16 protein-coding genes are annotated in these 16,913 nt (G+C 39.3%); 15 read left to right on the plus strand and 1 reads right to left on the minus strand.

Annotated elements, in window-relative coordinates:
- Positions 1-63: 63 nt before the first annotated feature.
- The 12 genes from udk (at position 64) to HMPREF3108_RS05800 (ending at position 11,484) form a co-directional block, all read left to right on the plus strand.
- Positions 64-696, plus strand: a complete 633-nt coding sequence (udk, locus tag HMPREF3108_RS05745; RefSeq protein ID WP_060553717.1) for a uridine kinase — start codon at positions 64-66, stop codon at positions 694-696.
- Between the two features lie 41 nt (positions 697-737).
- Entirely contained in the window at positions 738-1,409 is a 672-nt protein-coding gene (locus HMPREF3108_RS05750) for a YoaK family protein (RefSeq protein WP_060970623.1), read from the plus strand.
- Between the two features lie 219 nt (positions 1,410-1,628).
- Positions 1,629-2,009: a RidA family protein gene (locus tag HMPREF3108_RS05755; RefSeq protein WP_045634960.1), complete on the plus strand. Its 381-nt coding sequence runs from the start codon at positions 1,629-1,631 to the stop codon at positions 2,007-2,009.
- 24 nt (positions 2,010-2,033) lie between these two features.
- Positions 2,034-2,924: an RNase adapter RapZ gene (rapZ, locus tag HMPREF3108_RS05760; protein ID WP_045634959.1), complete on the plus strand. Its 891-nt coding sequence runs from the start codon at positions 2,034-2,036 to the stop codon at positions 2,922-2,924.
- The gene (locus HMPREF3108_RS05765; RefSeq protein WP_008808851.1) at positions 2,921-3,895 is read left to right on the plus strand and encodes a YvcK family protein; all 975 of its coding nucleotides are present in this window, start codon (positions 2,921-2,923) and stop codon (positions 3,893-3,895) included. Before rapZ ends, HMPREF3108_RS05765 begins: the two co-directional genes overlap by 4 nt.
- Positions 3,892-4,803: a DNA-binding protein WhiA gene (whiA, locus tag HMPREF3108_RS05770; protein WP_008808850.1), complete on the plus strand. Its 912-nt coding sequence runs from the start codon at positions 3,892-3,894 to the stop codon at positions 4,801-4,803. Before HMPREF3108_RS05765 ends, whiA begins: the two co-directional genes overlap by 4 nt.
- 185 nt (positions 4,804-4,988) lie before the next feature.
- Complete coding sequence (locus HMPREF3108_RS05775) at positions 4,989-5,603, plus strand: hypothetical protein (protein ID WP_061601816.1); 615 nt, start codon at positions 4,989-4,991, stop codon at positions 5,601-5,603.
- 11 nt (positions 5,604-5,614) lie between these two features.
- Positions 5,615-6,481 carry a GNAT family N-acetyltransferase gene (locus HMPREF3108_RS05780; RefSeq protein ID WP_070493721.1) on the plus strand — a complete coding sequence of 289 codons (867 nt, stop codon included), beginning with the start codon at positions 5,615-5,617 and terminating at the stop codon, positions 6,479-6,481.
- Positions 6,482-6,561: 80 nt separating this feature from the next.
- Positions 6,562-7,194, plus strand: coding sequence for a copper homeostasis protein CutC (locus tag HMPREF3108_RS05785; RefSeq protein WP_070493724.1), 633 nt, complete (start codon positions 6,562-6,564; stop codon positions 7,192-7,194).
- A gap of 44 nt (positions 7,195-7,238) precedes the next feature.
- Positions 7,239-7,910, plus strand: a complete 672-nt coding sequence (locus HMPREF3108_RS05790; protein WP_061601813.1) for an MmcQ/YjbR family DNA-binding protein — start codon at positions 7,239-7,241, stop codon at positions 7,908-7,910.
- Between the two features lie 90 nt (positions 7,911-8,000).
- Positions 8,001-9,740, plus strand: coding sequence for an ABC transporter ATP-binding protein (locus tag HMPREF3108_RS05795; protein WP_070493727.1), 1,740 nt, complete (start codon positions 8,001-8,003; stop codon positions 9,738-9,740).
- 1 nt (position 9,741) lies between these two features.
- A complete protein-coding gene (locus tag HMPREF3108_RS05800) occupies positions 9,742-11,484 on the plus strand; it encodes an ABC transporter ATP-binding protein (RefSeq protein WP_070493730.1) in 1,743 nt (580 codons plus the stop codon).
- Positions 11,485-11,496: 12 nt separating this feature from the next.
- Here HMPREF3108_RS05800 and HMPREF3108_RS05805 read toward each other — a convergent pair whose 3' ends face one another.
- Positions 11,497-12,822 carry an aminotransferase-like domain-containing protein gene (locus HMPREF3108_RS05805; RefSeq protein ID WP_176744519.1) on the minus strand — a complete coding sequence of 442 codons (1,326 nt, stop codon included), beginning with the start codon at positions 12,820-12,822 and terminating at the stop codon, positions 11,497-11,499.
- Positions 12,823-12,877: 55 nt separating this feature from the next.
- Between HMPREF3108_RS05805 and HMPREF3108_RS05810 the strand changes: the two genes are divergently transcribed.
- The 3 genes from HMPREF3108_RS05810 to HMPREF3108_RS10930 form a co-directional block, all read left to right on the plus strand.
- On the plus strand, positions 12,878-13,741 hold the full coding sequence (locus HMPREF3108_RS05810; protein WP_070493738.1) for a pyridoxamine kinase: 864 nt from the start codon (positions 12,878-12,880) through the stop codon (positions 13,739-13,741).
- A complete protein-coding gene (locus HMPREF3108_RS05815) occupies positions 13,731-14,261 on the plus strand; it encodes an ECF transporter S component (RefSeq protein WP_070493735.1) in 531 nt (176 codons plus the stop codon). The genes HMPREF3108_RS05810 and HMPREF3108_RS05815 overlap by 11 nt, the downstream gene beginning before the upstream one ends.
- Before the next feature lie 240 nt (positions 14,262-14,501).
- The coding region (locus tag HMPREF3108_RS10930) for an accessory Sec-dependent serine-rich glycoprotein adhesin (protein WP_256262222.1) at positions 14,502-16,913 on the plus strand (2,412 nt) is incomplete at its 3' end.

A 16,913-nucleotide genomic window follows, 5' to 3' on the forward strand; every position in this document is an offset into this window, starting at 1 on the left:
AGCCCTTTCATTATACCATGATTTGGTGTAAAATAGATAAGATTAAAAATATTGGAGCAAGAAATGCAAAACAGACCTATTATTATTGGAGTGACCGGTGGATCAGGTGGTGGTAAAACCAGTGTCTCCAGAGCAATTTTATCTAATTTCCCAAATGAAAAGATTGCTATGATTGAGCATGATTCTTACTATAAAGACCAGTCCCATTTGACTTTTGAGGAAAGGATTAAGACAAACTATGACCATCCTTTTGCCTTCGATACAGATCTAATGATTGAACAAATCAAGGAGCTTTTGGCTGGCCGTCCAGTAGATATCCCCACCTATGATTATACGGAGCATACTCGTAGTAGCAAAACCTATCGCCAGGAACCTAAAGATGTATTTATCGTAGAAGGGATCTTGGTACTTGAAGATCAGCGCTTGCGTGACTTGATGGATATCAAAATTTTTGTCGATACTGATGATGATGTTCGAATCATTCGCCGGATCAAGCGGGATATGGAAGAACGTGGTCGCAGTCTGGATAGCGTTATTGAACAATATTTGGGTGTAGTGAAACCCATGTATCATCAGTTTATTGAGCCGACTAAGCGTTATGCTGATGTCATCATTCCTGAAGGAGCTTCAAATACAGTTGCCATTGATCTGATCACAACTAAGATTGAAAAAATCTTAAAAGAAGCTAGAAATTAATGAGGAGGAAGTCTAGTAAGGAGCTAGACTTTTTAAATAAAATGAGAAATATTGTGAAAAGAGAATTTCATTCCCGATCTAAATTTTTCGCCTGTTTGCTGACATTTTGCGCGGGGTTTGTGGATGCCTATACCTTCATTGAAAGGGGAGGAACCTTGGTAGCCGGGCAAACAGGAAATGTTGTTTTCCTTTCAGTTGAATTGATTAATCATGAGGCAAGGGAAATTGAAGTAAAACTGGCTACGATGTTAGCTTTTATGCTAGGGATCTTTTTAATGACGGTTTTTCAAAATCTTTTTGAGAAATCCTGGTGGCGACTTTCGAGCATTGTACCACTAATTCTAGTATCTTCTGTAATTGGATTTTTGCCAGGCAACTTCGCCAATATCTACATTGTGCCTCCTCTTGGTTTTTGTATGGGGTTGGTAGCGACGGCTTTTGGAGAAGTAGATGGCATTGCCTATAATAATTCCTTTATGACAGGTAATCTTAAGAAGACCATGGTTGCTTTTGGGACTTACGTTCGAACAAAGAAAATATCTTACTTAGAAGAAGGCTTGTTTTTTGTGGCTCTTTTAGCTAGTTTTGTAACGGGAGCCATCGCGTCTACTTATCTCATCCAATTCTGGTACTTGAGGACGATTTGGTTAGTAAGCTTGATTTTATCAGCCTTTCTAATCTTTAGATTAACTCAATACCTGCGTAGAAGATAACAAGTAAATAGCATTAAATGTAAACTGAGATCAGCTTATCTCAGTTTTTTTGTTTCTTAATTTAGTTAAGTAGGGTAGACGTCATGTATTTCAGAATTTATGCCCAAGTGATTTTTAAAGAGTTAGAAAAATATCCTGACTTTTAACTGCTTTTATAGAAGGATTCAGCTAGGAGAGTCTCTTTATGATATAATAATAAGGAAATAAGGAGGAATGAAAATGTCTAAGATAATTAATACAAATAAAGCACCTAAAGCTATTGGTCCCTATGTTCAAGGACGAGTGGCTGGTAATCTTTTGTTTGCAAGTGGCCAGATCCCTTTATCGCCAGAAACTGGTGAGATTGTCGGTAGCACGATTGAGGAGCAGACTGAGCAAGTTCTTTCAAATATCAAGGCTATTCTAACAGAAGCTGGAACTGATTTTGATCATGTTGTTAAAGCAACTTGTTTTCTGAGCGATATCAACGATTTCACAGCCTTTAACGCTGTTTATCAAACAGCTTTTTCAAGCGCCTATCCTGCTCGATCTGCTGTAGAAGTAGCGCGCTTACCTCGTGATGTTAAAATTGAAATTGAAGTCATTGCTGAGCTAGATTAAAGCTCTAGCTGGAGGGGAGAGAATATGCCAGAGAAAGAGATGAAACTAGTCATTGTTACAGGAATGAGCGGTGCAGGAAAGACAGTAGCTATTCAGTCATTCGAAGATTTGGGCTACTTTACCATTGATAATATCCCACCAACACTTGTACCCAAGTTCCTGCAATTATTGGAAACAACTAATGATATTGACAAACTAGCTCTTGTCGTGGATATGCGTAGCCGTTCATTTTTTGCTGAAATTCAGAACGTTTTAGATCAGGTGGAAAATAATTTAGAAATTGATTTTAAAATTCTCTTTCTAGATGCGGCTGATAAAGAATTAGTAGCTCGTTACAAGGAGACACGACGAAGCCATCCATTGGCAGCAGACGGTCGGATTTTAGACGGAATTAAGTTGGAGCGGGAATTGTTGGCTCCTCTTAAGAATCTCAGTCAAAATGTTGTTGATACGACAGATTTAACTCCTCGTGAATTGCGAAAGACTATTTCAGAACAGTTTTCTGACCAGTCTCAACTACAATCCTTTCGTGTTGAGGTCATGAGTTTTGGATTTAAGTATGGGCTTCCTTTGGATGCGGATCTGGTTTTTGATGTTCGTTTTTTACCAAACCCATACTATCAGCCAGAACTACGTAATCAAACAGGATTGGATAAACCAGTCTTTGACTATGTCATGAACCATGAGGAGTCAACTGAATTTTATCAACATCTACTGAATTTAATTGAACCGATTTTACCTGGTTACAAGAAAGAGGGAAAGTCAGTCTTGACAATTGCTGTTGGTTGTACAGGAGGTCAACATAGAAGTGTTGCATTTGCTCAGCGTTTGGCAGACGATTTAGCTAAAAATTGGCCTGTCAACTGTAGCCATCGTGACAAAGACCGCAGAAAGGAAACGGTAAATCGCTCATGAGAAAGCCCAAAATAGCTGTTATTGGTGGTGGAACCGGGATTTCCGTTATCCTTGATAGTTTACGAAAAAGGGATGTAGACATTTCTGCTATCGTGACGGTTGCTGATGATGGTGGTAGTTCAGGTGAGTTAAGAAAGAATACTCAGCTAACTCCTCCAGGCGATTTACGAAATGTACTTGTTGCTTTGTCTGATATGCCAAAGTTTTATGAGCGAGTCTTTCAGTATCGCTTTGCTGACCAAGATGGACCTTTGGCAGGCCATCCTTTAGGAAATTTAATTATTGCTGGTATTTCTGAAATGCAGGGCTCAACCTATAATGCCATGCAAATTCTGACTAAGTTTTTCCATACAACGGGAAAAATCTATCCATCCAGCGATAGTCCATTAACCCTTCATGCTGTTTTTACTGATGGTGTTGAAGTGGCAGGTGAGAGTCGGATTGCCGATTATAAAGGCATGATTGACCATGTCTATGTGACTAATACTTATGATGATGAAAAGCCCCAAGCCAGCCGTAAGGTTGTTCAGACCATTTTGGACAGCGATATGGTCGTACTTGGTCCTGGATCTCTTTTTACCTCTATTTTGCCAAATTTGGTGATTGAAGAGATTGGCCAAGCTCTACTTGAAACCAAGGCTCAGGTGGCTTATGTCTGTAATATTATGACCCAAAGAGGGGAAACTGAACACTTCACGGATGCTAATCATGTGGAAGTTTTGCATCGTCATTTGGGTCAAAAATTTATCGATACAGTGCTGGTGAATATTGAAAATGTTCCAAAAGATTATATGAATTGTAATAAATTTGATGAGTATTTGGTACAAGTTGAGCATGACTTTAAGGGACTCCAAGAACAAGTTCCCCGTGTCATTTCTTCTAATTTTTTACGTTTGGAAAATGGTGGAGCCTTCCACGATGGTAATTTAGTAGTGGAAGAATTGATGAAGAACATTCAGGTGCGAAAATGAGCTTTACGGTAAAGGTAAAAGAAGAACTATTAGGACTAGATACCAAGAGTAAGAGTGAATTGGCTGCTATCATGAAGATGTCTGGTAGTTTAGGAATTGCAAGTCAAGGACTAACTCTATCCATTACTACTGAGAATGCAAAAATTGCTCGTCATATTTATGAGTTGCTCTTGAGCTTTTACCAAGTGAAATCTGACATACGTCATCACCAGAAAACAAATCTACGAAAGAACCGTGTCTATACTGTTTTTCTAGATGAAAAAGTTGAAGATATCTTGTCAGACTTGCACCTGGCGGATGCTTTCTTTGGAATCCAAGAGGGGATTGATCCTCTTATTCTATCTGATGATGAAGCAAGTAGAGCTTATCTTAGGGGGGCTTTCTTATCAAACGGTAGTATGAGAGATCCGGAATCTGGTAAATATCAACTAGAAATTGTTTCTGTCTATTTGGACCATGCTCAAGGACTTGCCAGTTTGATGCAACGTTTCTTACTAGATGCAAAAACCATCGAACGAAAAAAAGGAGCAGTTACTTATTTGCAACGAGCAGAAGATATCATGGATTTTCTGATTGTTGTTGGAGCAATGGAGGCCATGGCTGAGTTTGAAGCTGTGAAAATCCTTCGGGAGACTAGAAATGATATCAATAGAGCTAATAATGCAGAGACTGCCAATATAGCTCGAACCGTGACAGCTAGTATGAAGACCATCAATAATATTGTAAAGATTATGGAGACAAGTGGCTTGGAGAGTCTGCCAATTGATTTACAAGAAGTAGCACATTTGAGAGTTAATCATCCTGATTACTCTATCCAGCAGTTAGCGGATAGTCTTAGTAAACCTCTGACCAAAAGTGGCGTGAATCACCGACTTCGGAAAATTAATAAGATTGCAGATGATTTATAACCAAGAAAACTAGAAACGGCTCTAGTTTTCTTTTTTATCGAGGGAAAACTAGACTTTGTCATGTTACTGCATAGGAATGTCATCTTTTTGTCACAAAAGTAATAGGAAATTAGTGTAAAATATATCTATTATGATTTTAGAGCAGGCAGAATCAGACTTCTGACTTGTTACAAAAAGGAATAAAAATGAAAAAAATAATCAAACGTTCTGTAGTTGGTCTTCTTGTCATATTATTTGGCCTGATTCTGATTTTGGTACCTTCCTCAATTCAGTCCTCTGATCAGTTAAAGAATGTAGAGAGCACAATTAGTTTGTCTAGTATGGTTGAATCTGGACTTCAGAATGCAACAGTAGGAACAAATGGTTTAAGTACAGAGATTACGATTAACAGCAAACAATTGAATCAGTTACTGAAATCATTTTTGACTGATAATCAGAGTCAAGAATTATTGGAGAGTGCGTACAGCATTGAAGGGGATAAATTAAGATTGCAACTCCCTATAAAAATCCTTGGGATTGACAGCAAACTTGATTTGCGATTCTACGCGGCCTACGAAAATCATACCCTACGGTTTGATCTTGCTAGCTCTCGTCTAGGAAATCTACCAGTACCAAAAGCTATTGTAGCTTCGATTTTACAAAATAGATTGAAAGACCAGTCCAGTAATTTAGCCATGGAACAAGAGACAATATTGGTTTCTCTACCAGAGTCTCAGTTTAAAATTACAGGACTTAACATACAGGATAATACTGCTAAGGTTAAGCTGACAATGAATGTGTCAGGTTTGCTGGGTCAGTAGGAGTAGAGAATATGCTTATAGTAAATTCAGCTCAACCTGATTTTATTCAAATTAATAGCAACTTGCGTTTGCGAGCTTATGATGGCCACTATCAAGTGGCCTTTTCTTGGTATCAGGATCCAGAGCTTGTCTATTTAATTGACGGCAAAAAAGAAAGCTATTCGCTAGAAAAAATCAAGAAGATGTATGAGGTCCTTAGTCAGCGAGGAGAACTATATTTCATTGAAGTTAAGCAGGATGGATCCTGGTTGCCAATTGGTGATGTGACATTTTCAGAGAACGACTTACCTATTGTTATTGGTGTGGAGTCTTATCAATCTATTGGTATTGGACGAGAGGTTATCGCAGCATTGATTGAGAGGGCTCGATCTCTGTCTTATCGTCAGTTACGGGTTCAGGACATTTATGATTTTAATCTCTCGTCTAAAAAACTATTTACTTCATTCGGTTTTTATCCTTATGAAGAAACGGATCTGGGACATCGTTATGTTTTAGATTTAGTTTTACCTTTTTCTCAAATTCAGCCCAGCCAATTTTTCCTTTCAGAAAAAAAGCTAGAAGAAATTGCGACATGGTTTGACAAGGAAGAATTAAAGCCTTTGCCAGTAAAAAGATGGAAGGGGGAATGGTTCCTAACAGATGGTCATAGCAGAGCTTTCACAGCATACCTTAGAGGAAGGTCAGAAATACCGATATATTTTGACAGAGATGACATCAATTTAAAATTTTATTCTAATTGCATTAGATGCTGTAAGGAAAAGAATATCAAGTCAATAGCTGATTTGAAGTACCGTATCTTATCTGATGAAGCCTACCAAACAGAATGGCTTGACTGGTGTAAAAATTCCTTTGAAAGTATGAATGGGATGGACAGCTAATTCGTCTTTTTTTCACTAGTTGTGATATAATAAACAAGAAAGAATTAGAATAATATCATAATAAATCAAAGGAGTAGCGGATGCTATACGAATTTTGTGCTGAAAATGTAACCTTGCTTGAAAAAGCAATGCAAGCAGGAGCTCGTCGTGTTGAACTCTGTGACAATTTAAGTGTCGGAGGAACCACGCCAAGTTATGGAGTCATTCGTGCTGCAGTGGACTTGGCTAAGTCTTATGATACCACTATAATGACCATGATTCGCCCTAGAGGCGGTGATTTTGTTTATACTGATCTCGAAGTAGAAATCATGCTAGAAGACATCAAAAAGTCGCGTGAAGCTGGTAGCCAGGGTGTCGTATATGGCCTACTGACAAGGGAGAATGAACTAGATACAGAGAATCTTGAGTCTTTACTAGCTGTCTCACAAGGTTTAGAAGTAGTCTTTCACATGGCTTTTGATTCTATTCCAAGAGACAAGCAATTCGAGGCCTTGGATTGGTTGGCTGAGCATGGTGTTAAGCGCATTCTGACTCATGGAGGTCCAGCTACAGAGACGATTCAAGAACACTTTGCTTGGCTAAAAGAGTTGGTGGCCTATGCAGACAAGCGAATTCAAATCCTGCCTGGAGGTGGCATTACGACTCAAAATCGCGATGAAATCGTTGCTGAGTTAGGTGTGGATCAGCTACATGGAACCAAGGTAGTATTTTAGGAGGATAAGGAGAGGAGCTGTGGCTCCCTTTCCTTTTTATAGACATGTTTGAACTATTCGAAAAGTATAAAGCTAACTATGATAAGCTAGTTAAGTATGGTTTTTTAGAAAAGGAAGGCATCTATCAGATATCAAGAAAAGTCATGTCTGGAGATTTTCAGATGGTGATCAATGTTGAAGATAGTAGTGTCAGTTTTCAGCTGTTTGATTGTGAGACAGGGGATGAGTATAGGCAGGTTCACATGGAATCTATGACAGGCGAGTTTGTCGGCCAGGTGCGTCAAGCTTGTTTGGACCTTCTCTTAGATATTCGTCGCCATTGTTTTGATGAAATTGGTTTCCTTTATGAACAAAGTCAGCGCTTGGTAGCTCACGTTTCTGAGCGTTATCAGGGAAGTTTAGAGTACCTTTGGGCTAAGTCTTCAAGAAAAAGTTCTACCCAGGCAGCTGTATTTCGCCATGAAGGTACAAAGAAGTGGTATGGAGCCTTTCTAACGACTGACTGGTCTAAGTTTGATTCAGGACGAAGCGGAGCAATTGAGGTTCTTAATGTCAAGAACAATCAGGTTTCAGAACGAGTCCAAGAAAAAGGAATCTACCCAGCCTTTCACATGAATAAAAAATATTGGCTGAGTCTCCCGCTAGACGATACTCTAACGGATCAAGAATTATTCTCTCTTTTAGAAGAGAGCTTTCTTTTAACAAAGAAAAAATAAGAGGCTGAGTTTTCCAGCCTTTTTCGCTGTCAATAATCAAAAAATGAGTGTATAATGAATAGTATTTGAAAATTAGAAATAAGGACAAGTATGAAGTTATTAAAGAAATTATCTTGGTTTTTTAAATTAGAAAAGTGGCCCTATATTACTGGTATTTTAGCCTTGTCTCTGGTCAGCCTTTTAAACTTGCTTCCACCTCGTGTGATTGGAGAAGTGATTGACCAGATTGCCAGTAAAGATTTGACGAATCTGGAATTAGCCTATCAACTTTTTATTTTGGTTTTGTCAGCCTTGGCCATGTATGCTTTGCGTTTTGTCTGGCGTAAGTATATTTTGGGGACAGCCAATCGTCTGGGTAGAATCTTACGCTACTGTCTCTTTGAGCATTTTACTCACATGTCTCCTTCCTTTTATCAAACTTATCGGACAGGTGATTTGATGGCTCACGCCACTAATGATATTAATGCAGTTGTTGGGGTTGCTGGTGGAGGAGTCATGTCAGCAGTAGACGCTTCTATCACAGCTTTAGTGACTATTCTTACCATGTTTTTCGTCTTGGACTGGAGGTTGACTCTGATTGCCATTTTACCCTTGCCTTTTATGGCCTGGGGGACCAGTCTGATCGGTCGGAAAAATTATGAAAGTTTTAAGGCGGCACAAGAAGCCTTTTCTGATTTGAACAATAAGGTTCAAGAAAGTGTCTCAGGTATCAAAGTGACCAAGTCTTTTGGTTATCAAGATGCAGAGACAGCTGCTTTTGCTAGTATTAACCAAGATGTTTTTAAGAAAAATATCCTTGCAGCTAAGTACAATGCCCTTTTTGATCCTATGGTTCTGATTTTTGTCGGCCTCTCCTATCTTTTAACCTTGATTTTTGGTGGACTTTTCATCAGTCAAGGTCAGTTGACGGTGGGAGAATTGGTCACTTTTATCACTTATCTGGATATGTTAGTCTGGCCCCTTCAAGCTATGGGCTATCTCTTCAATATCAGCCAACGAGGAGCTGTGTCTTACGAGCGAATTGAAAGTTTGCTAGCCCAAGAAAGTGATGTGACAGAAGTGGCTTCGCCCATTAAGGACATTAAAAATGGTCGTCTGGATTACTCTATTCAAAAATTTGCATATGATGATCGACCAACTCTCAGGGATATTCATTTTTCAATTGAGCAGGGGCAGACCTTAGGTATTGTTGGTGTCACAGGCTCTGGGAAAACGACCTTGCTTCGTCTTTTGCTTCGAGAACAAGATATACAAGAGGGATGTATTTACCTTGCTGGACATGACATAAGAGATTACAGCCTTTCTGCATTGCGGAGCTTGATTGGTTATGTTCCTCAAGATCAAATCTTGTTTGCTACATCGATTCGAGATAATATCCGCTTTGGGAATCCAAGCATTTCTGATGAGGACGTTATCGCTGTTACTAAACTTTGCGGAATTTATGAAGACATCATGCAAATGCCAGATGGATTTGATACCTTGGTTGGGGAGCGAGGTGTATCCTTATCGGGTGGACAAAAGCAACGCTTGGCCATGTGTCGTGCTTTGATTCTTAATCCCGATATCTTAATCTTGGATGATTCTTTATCTGCTGTTGACGCAAAGACCGAGCACTTGATTTTGGACAATCTTAAGCGAGAGCGTTCTGGTAAGACTACATTGATTACTGCCCATCGCTTATCAGCAGTAGTGCATGCAGACTTGATCCTAGTTTTAGATCAGGGACGGATTATTGAGAGTGGTAGTCATCAGGAACTTTTAACACAGAATGGCTGGTATGCCACTACTTATCAAAATCAGCAATTAGCTGAAATCTTAGAGGAGGTCTAATATGAAAAAGCAATCAACTTTTCAACGACTTCTAAGCTATATGCTTGCATATAAATGGCTCACACTTTCAGCATTTGCCTTTGTTTTTCTAACCACTTTGGTTACCACTGCCTTACCTCTTTTGGCTAGAACTTATATCGATCAGTTCATTAGTTCTGGACAGGCGGCTGCTGGTTTTTATCTCTTGGCTATTTACTATGGCTTGTTTATACTGCGCGTGCTTTTGACTTTCTTAGGTCAGTATTCATTTGCAAAGGTAGCACACAGTATTGTTCGTGACTTACGTCAAGAAGCCTTTGCCAATATTCAAAAGCTACGAATGGCCTATTTTGACCAAACACCTGCTGGAGCCATCGTTTCTCGTCTGACCAATGATACTCAAGCAGTGGCGGATATGTTTAGTAGTATTTTCTCAAGCTTTTTAAGTTCAATCTTCATTTTAGTGGTAACTGCCGCAACTATGTTTGCTCTGGATTGGCGCCTGGCTCTTTTAATCCTTTTATTTTTACCAATCATGCTGGCCTCGATCTTACTTTATCAAAAACTGTCAACTGGCTTGCTCAAGCAAGTCCGTAGTAAGTTGAGCGATTTAAACGTAAAACTTTCTGAGACTATTGAAGGAATGAGAATCGTCCAAGCCTTTGGTCAGGAACAGCGCTTGATTGATGAATTTGAAGAAATTAATCAGGAGCACCTAAACTACACCAATCGATATCTGGATGTCAACAGTCTGCTTTTACGTCCAGCTATGTCTCTTTTGAAAATTCTGGCCTATGGCGTTATTCTGACTTATTTTGGTCTAACTTGGCAAACTGCAGGCATTACAGCGGGAATAATGTATGCTTTTATCCAGTACGCTAACCAACTCTTTAATCCCTTGATTGAAGTCATGCAAAATTACTCAGTTCTCCAGACCTCTATGATTTCTGCTGAGCGTGTTTTTGAAGTCATTGATAGGAGAGACTATGAACCAATCCAAAATAATAAAGTCTTGAAAATCCAAGAAGGCGATATAGAGTTCAAAGACGTTAGTTTTTCTTATGACGGAAAAAGAGATATTTTGAAACATATTTCTTTCAAGGTCAAGCAAGGTGAAACGATCGCTTTTGTTGGATCTACTGGATCGGGAAAATCCTCCATCATCAACCTCTTTTTACGATTTTATGAGTTTGAAAGAGGACAAATACTGATTGATGGACATGATATAAAAGACTATAGTCAAGCAGAACTTAGGCGACATATTGGACTGGTCCTTCAGGATCCTTTCCTTTACCACGGGACAGTTGCTAGCAATATCCAGATGTACCAAGAAGGACTTAGCCAACAGGACATTGAAGAGGCTGCTAAATTTGTTGATGCTCATGACTTTATTAAACAACTGCCATTGACTTATGATGCACCAGTAACGGAGCGAGGAGCTGCATTTTCTAGTGGTCAGCGCCAGCTCTTAGCCTTTGCTAGGACAGTTGCGACCAAGCCTAAGATTTTGATTTTAGACGAGGCTACTGCCAATATTGACTCAGAGACAGAGGAGTTGATCCAAGCCTCACTGAAAAAAATGCGACAAGGTAGAACGACGATTGCCATTGCCCATCGTCTCTCTACCATTCAGGATGCTGACTGTATCTATGTGCTAGACAAGGGGCAGATTATTGAATCTGGTAGCCACGAAGAGCTCCTAGCTCAAAATGGTACCTACAAGAAAATGTATCAACTTCAGGCAGGAATGCTGGAAAAAGCTTAGGAATGAATTTTCCTAAGCCTTTTTTAAATATTTTTTTAGTCCCTCTATAGAGGTTTCTAGGTCTTGGTATCGAATTTTGACATAGCGATAAGGGCAAGGATCGATATAAGCTGACTCAAAGAAGTCAAGCAGTAGACCACTATGTTTAAGAGAGCTAATGGATGTTAGTGTTTTTAGATCCAATAAAATACCTCCCGGTGTCAGTAAGTAAGGTAGTCCTAAACCAGCTTTTTCAAGTAAATGTTGAGCATTTTCTTTTTCTTCCTCCTGTAAACGCAGTAGCGCCAGTCTATTTTTTTGGAACATTTGATTATCAATATAAAGAGAGAGAGCCTTTTGCATGATGAGATTGCTGTCATAGTCCAAAATGCTTTTGAAAGCGATAAATTGCTTCTTGACGCTATCAGGCAATAGCAAAGCTGTAATTCGAAGTGCAGGGAAAAGACTGGTTGAAAAAGATTTGATATAAATAACAGAGTCACTATCATCTAGATAATGAAAGCTTAGTTCTGACTTATTGTCAAAATCAGCTAGGTAATCATCCTCAATAAGAAAGACCTGATAAAGTTTAGCTAGGCGGAGAATTTCTTCTTTTTCCTGACGGCTGTAAGTATGGCCTAAGGGATAGTGAAAGCGAGGAATGGTATAGAAAAACTTGATGTTTCCTGAACGAAAGATATTTTCCAATTCCAATAAGTCAATTCCTTTTGGACTTCGTTCTATGGTCTTATATTTTAAATTTTGAGCCTTGAGCAAATCATTTATTCTGTGATAGGTTGGTTGTTCTACTAAAATAGTGTCGCCGTGATTAGGGAAGTCTATTTGAGATAGGATATAGAGTGCTTGCTGGGTACCAGATGTCAAAGCTATCTTGTCTAGGGTTGGGTAAATAGCTGATTCTAGCAGTAGATTTTTGACAGATTGTCTCAAATCTTCTAGCCCTTCTTGTTGAGAATAATAGTTAAAAAGGTAATTCTCACGCCCAATCAAGGTTTCATTGAGGCAGATGCGAAAATCTTCATAGACTTGATGGCGGTCATTTCTTAAGGGGAGCTCTAGATCATTATTTTCTTCTTGAGCTTGCTCTAATACATAATAACCACTTTTGGGAACGGCATAGATGTACTTCTGGTAACTCAGATCTAGAAGGGCTTTTTGAACGGTATCCTTGCTACAATGGTAACTTTTAGACAAAAGTCGAATAGAGGGAAGCTTATCTCCTTTATTAAGCTGGCCATTTTTGATTTGTTCAATCAGATGATCTGAAATTTCTTGATATTTAGGCTTCAACATACAACTGTCCCCATACAGATTGGATTTTTTCATATTGTAACTTATTTTAAAGTGTTTTACAATAAAAAAGTAGAAACGGAGAGGGACGAATGGAATGATCATGACAAAGCCAAAGAGAATTATTTTAGCTAATGATATTTCTGGCTTAGGGAAAGTTGCTGTGACAGCAGCCCTGCCATTGTTTGCCATATGCCAGTTGGAAGTCTCTGTTCTTCCCACAGTTCTTCTATCATCTCACACTGGTGGTTTTCCTAAAGTATATATTGATGACTACACTGTTGGAATGCAGGCTTTTTTAAAGCAATGGCAGAGCTTAGAGATCGGCTTTTCTGCATTAGTAACTGGCTATCTTAAATCAAGTCAGCAAATAGCGTCTCTGATTGATTTTCTGGAGCGTGAGAACATCCCCTTGATTGTAGACCCCATTATGGCCGACAATGGTAAGCTATACAAAGGCTTTGATGATCATTATATTTCTAGCATGCGTACTCTCTGTCAAAAAGCAGATTTGATTTTGCCCAATTTAACAGAAGCTTGTTTTCTTGCTGATTTGCCTTATCAAGATAATGATTTGACAGAGCAATTTTTAAAAAGTCTTGCTCAGCGTCTGAGCGAATTAGGTGCAAAGAAAATTCTATTGACTGGTCTTCCATTGAGTCACGATCAGATAGGTGTTGCTTATTTCGACAAAGAAGAAGGCATCTTTAGTCTGTATAGAGGTAAGAGATTTCAGCAACAATTCTTTGGAACAGGGGATATGTTGACTGGCTTGGTAGCGGCTGCATTTGTACAGGGGATTGACCTGCAAAAGTGTCTTCCGGTTTTCATTAACTTCATCGAGAAAAGTCTAGTAACGACACTGAATTGTGACTCTGATCTTCGTTATGGAGTATACTACCAGCCCCATTTGGGAGATTTATTTATAGAATTTAAAAGATTATTGGAGGTTTCTAATGAAAAATAATAAACTAACTACTCGTGAACTAGTAGAATTGAGTCTCTTTTCGGCTCTAATTACGCTTAGCATTCAGTTTTTCAGAATTCCTGTTGGTCCTCAATTTATTCATTTTGGAAATGCTCTAGTTGTGGTAGCTACTCTTATTTACGGAGCAAGAAAAGGTGCTTTGGTTGCAACCGTTGGTCTGGGAGTCTTTGATATATTAAACGGGTATGCTTCAGTAGTTTGGATTACAATTTTGGAAGCATTAGTTGTTATTCTTGTTGTTCATTTTGTTTATGAAGCAATGCCAAAGTGTAGGGGAAAGTTAGTGATTGTTGGTTTTGCAGCTGCTTTGACTAAAATAGTATTAAATCTATTCAAATACACTTTGATTGGAATGCTCGGCAACCTCACTTTAGGTGCTTCCTTAAATTTAGCTCTTGTTAAGATAGTTGGAACTTTTGGTTCAAGCTTGGCTACAGTTATAGCTGTTCCTATCCTTTATCCAATATTTAAGAAAATTAGCGAAACAATTAGAAAATGATTTTAATTATCAAACATAGTTTAAATGCTTTGGATAGAAAAAATCAGTAATAAAAAAATGCATATTTAAAGACGGTTTATAAACTCGTCTTTTTTAGTATTTGAAGATTAAAAAATGATCAATTTTTTTTGTAAAAAATACTTAGAAAGCCGTTATTTCCGCTGAAAATATGGTACTATAGATACGATACTTTTTTAAATACTAAGTTTTTGGGATATTAAATTAAGTAGAGGGGATTACATGTTTTTTAAACGTCAAAAGGGACAATACCACGAAGTTGAACGTGTTACGCGTTTTAAACTGATTAAGTCTGGAAAACACTGGCTTCGTGCGGCTACATCTCAATTTGGTCTTTTAAGATTAATGAAGGGTTCTGATATTTCTTCCGCAGAAGTGAAAGTAGTGGAGGAGCAGTCTGTAGAAAAGGGTGGACTGAATTACCTGAAAGGAATTATAGCGACGGGAGCTGTGCTTGGTGGAGCGGTTGTTACAAGCTCTTCTGTTTATGCTGAAGAAGAACAGGCCCTTGAAAAAGTGATTGATACGAGGGATGTTTTAGCAACTCGTGGAGAAGCAGTTTTAAGCGAAGAAGCTGTAACTACTTTGTCATCTGAAGAAGCTAATCCAGTGGAATCCTTATCAGATACTTTGTCAGCAAGTCAAAGCACTTCAGCGAGCTCTTCTGTTTCAACTAGTTTATCTATATCAGAGTCGTTTTCAGTATCAGCATCATTATCATCAAGTTCAAGTCTATCACAGTCTAGCTCAGAATCTGCAAGTGCCTCTGAGTCTCTTTCAGTGTCCGCAAGTACATCTGATTCTGTGAGTGCAAGTTCAAGTACGTCAGCTAGTGCTTCTCAGTCAGTCTCTGCTAGTCAGAAGTCTACTACCTCTATATCTGAGAGCACTAAATCTGAGAGTGGCAAGGAGTCTACAGAAGCTTCTAGTCAGACAGGCCGGAGAAGAACGCGTCGGGCAGTGATTGAAGCTGGTCCTAATGTTGAATATCATGATGTAAAAGGGGACATGATTCAAAGTGTCACAACAAGTTTTGATGATACTACTCGACTTTTGACTTGGACGATTAACCTAGCACCAAGACAAGTGAAGTCTAATCTTGGCGCACTAGTATCTATAAGTGGTAATCAGGAAACTCGTACAGTAACGATAAACGGTAAAAATGCTGCAAATGGTGGAGTCTACAATTCAGGCGGCGCTTGGAATCTGTATACTGGTGAATCTGTTAACAATAATGTTCTCAGAATCACTACTCAAGTAAACGATACCGGTGGGGAAGTCAAACTTGGACTCCGCTTAGTAACAAGTGATAAAAAAATTACCAATACAAACCTACCGCTTGAGTTTGAACAAGTTGCTGCTACGACAAATGGAAGTTGGGATAAAGCAGGATATAACACAACGGTTGTTGAAAAGGACACCGAAAGACCAGTTGTTGATGTTCCAAGTGAAATTACTGTTTATCGTGGTGAGTCATTTGAATATTTTGCGACGGTAACAGATAATTCAAATGCTTTTGATTTGGCTAAAACGGTTGTTCGCTGGTTATATAATAACCAACCTGGTAGAGGCACTGAATGGTTGCAGTATTCTGTGACTCAAGTAGGGAATCAGTTAAAAGTTAGAATTTTTGGTAATGTTCCAATAGACACAACAATTGGTGATTACACTCGTTATGTTGTAGCTACGGATGCCGCGGGAAATGTAAATGTAACTCGGAAAGAAATGGATGATGCTGCGAAGGTAGCTGTAGTCAATGGTCAGTTTAAACTGATTATTCGATTTAGAATTAAGACACCCGAAAATACCGTATTTGTCAATAATCCAAATCAATTAACAGAAGTAGAAAAAAATTTAGTTCGTGAAGCTGTCAAGAAGAGCAATCCCGATTTAAGAGCTCAAGATGTTCTAAATTCCAATTACGTCACTGGTATTACTGTCTCAAACAATGGTACAACGACTATCACTTATAGAGATGGTAGAAAAGACATTATTGACGGAAGTAAATTTATTGATACAAGAGAAGGAAGTACTTCCAAATCTGCAAGCACCTCCGCATCCGTCAGTGCCTCTACCTCAACAATCGAATCTATTGCGGAAAGTAAGTCAGCCTCTGCTAGTGCCTCAACTTCAGCAAGCAGTTCCGCGTCTACGAGTGCCTCAGTATCTGCGAGTGAATCGGCATCCACGAGTGCGTCTGTATCTGCGAGTGAATCCGCATCAACCAGTGCGTCTGTGAGTGCAAGCGAATCCGCGTCTACGAGTGCGTCTGTGTCTGCGAGTGAGTCCGCTTCAACCAGTGCCTCAGTAAGTGCAAGTACCTCAGCTTCAACGAGCGCGTCCGTAAGCGCAAGCACGTCCGCCTCAACTAGCGCTTCAGTTTCTGCCAGTGAGTCTGCATCCACGAGTGCGTCCGTAAGTGCGAGTGAATCCGCGTCCACGAGTGCATCGGTAAGTGCCAGCGAATCCGCGTCGACCAGTGCCTCAGTAAGTGCGAGCGAATCGGCTTCAACGAGCGCGTCTACAAGCGCAAGTACGTCTGCGTCGACCAGCGCGTCAGTATCCGCAAGTACATCGGCGTCCACAAGTGCGTCCGTAAGTGCAAGCACCTCAGCTTCAACGAGCGCGTCTGTA

This window comes from Streptococcus sp. HMSC10A01 (genome assembly GCF_001807785.1).
GTDB lineage: Bacteria > Bacillota > Bacilli > Lactobacillales > Streptococcaceae > Streptococcus > Streptococcus gordonii.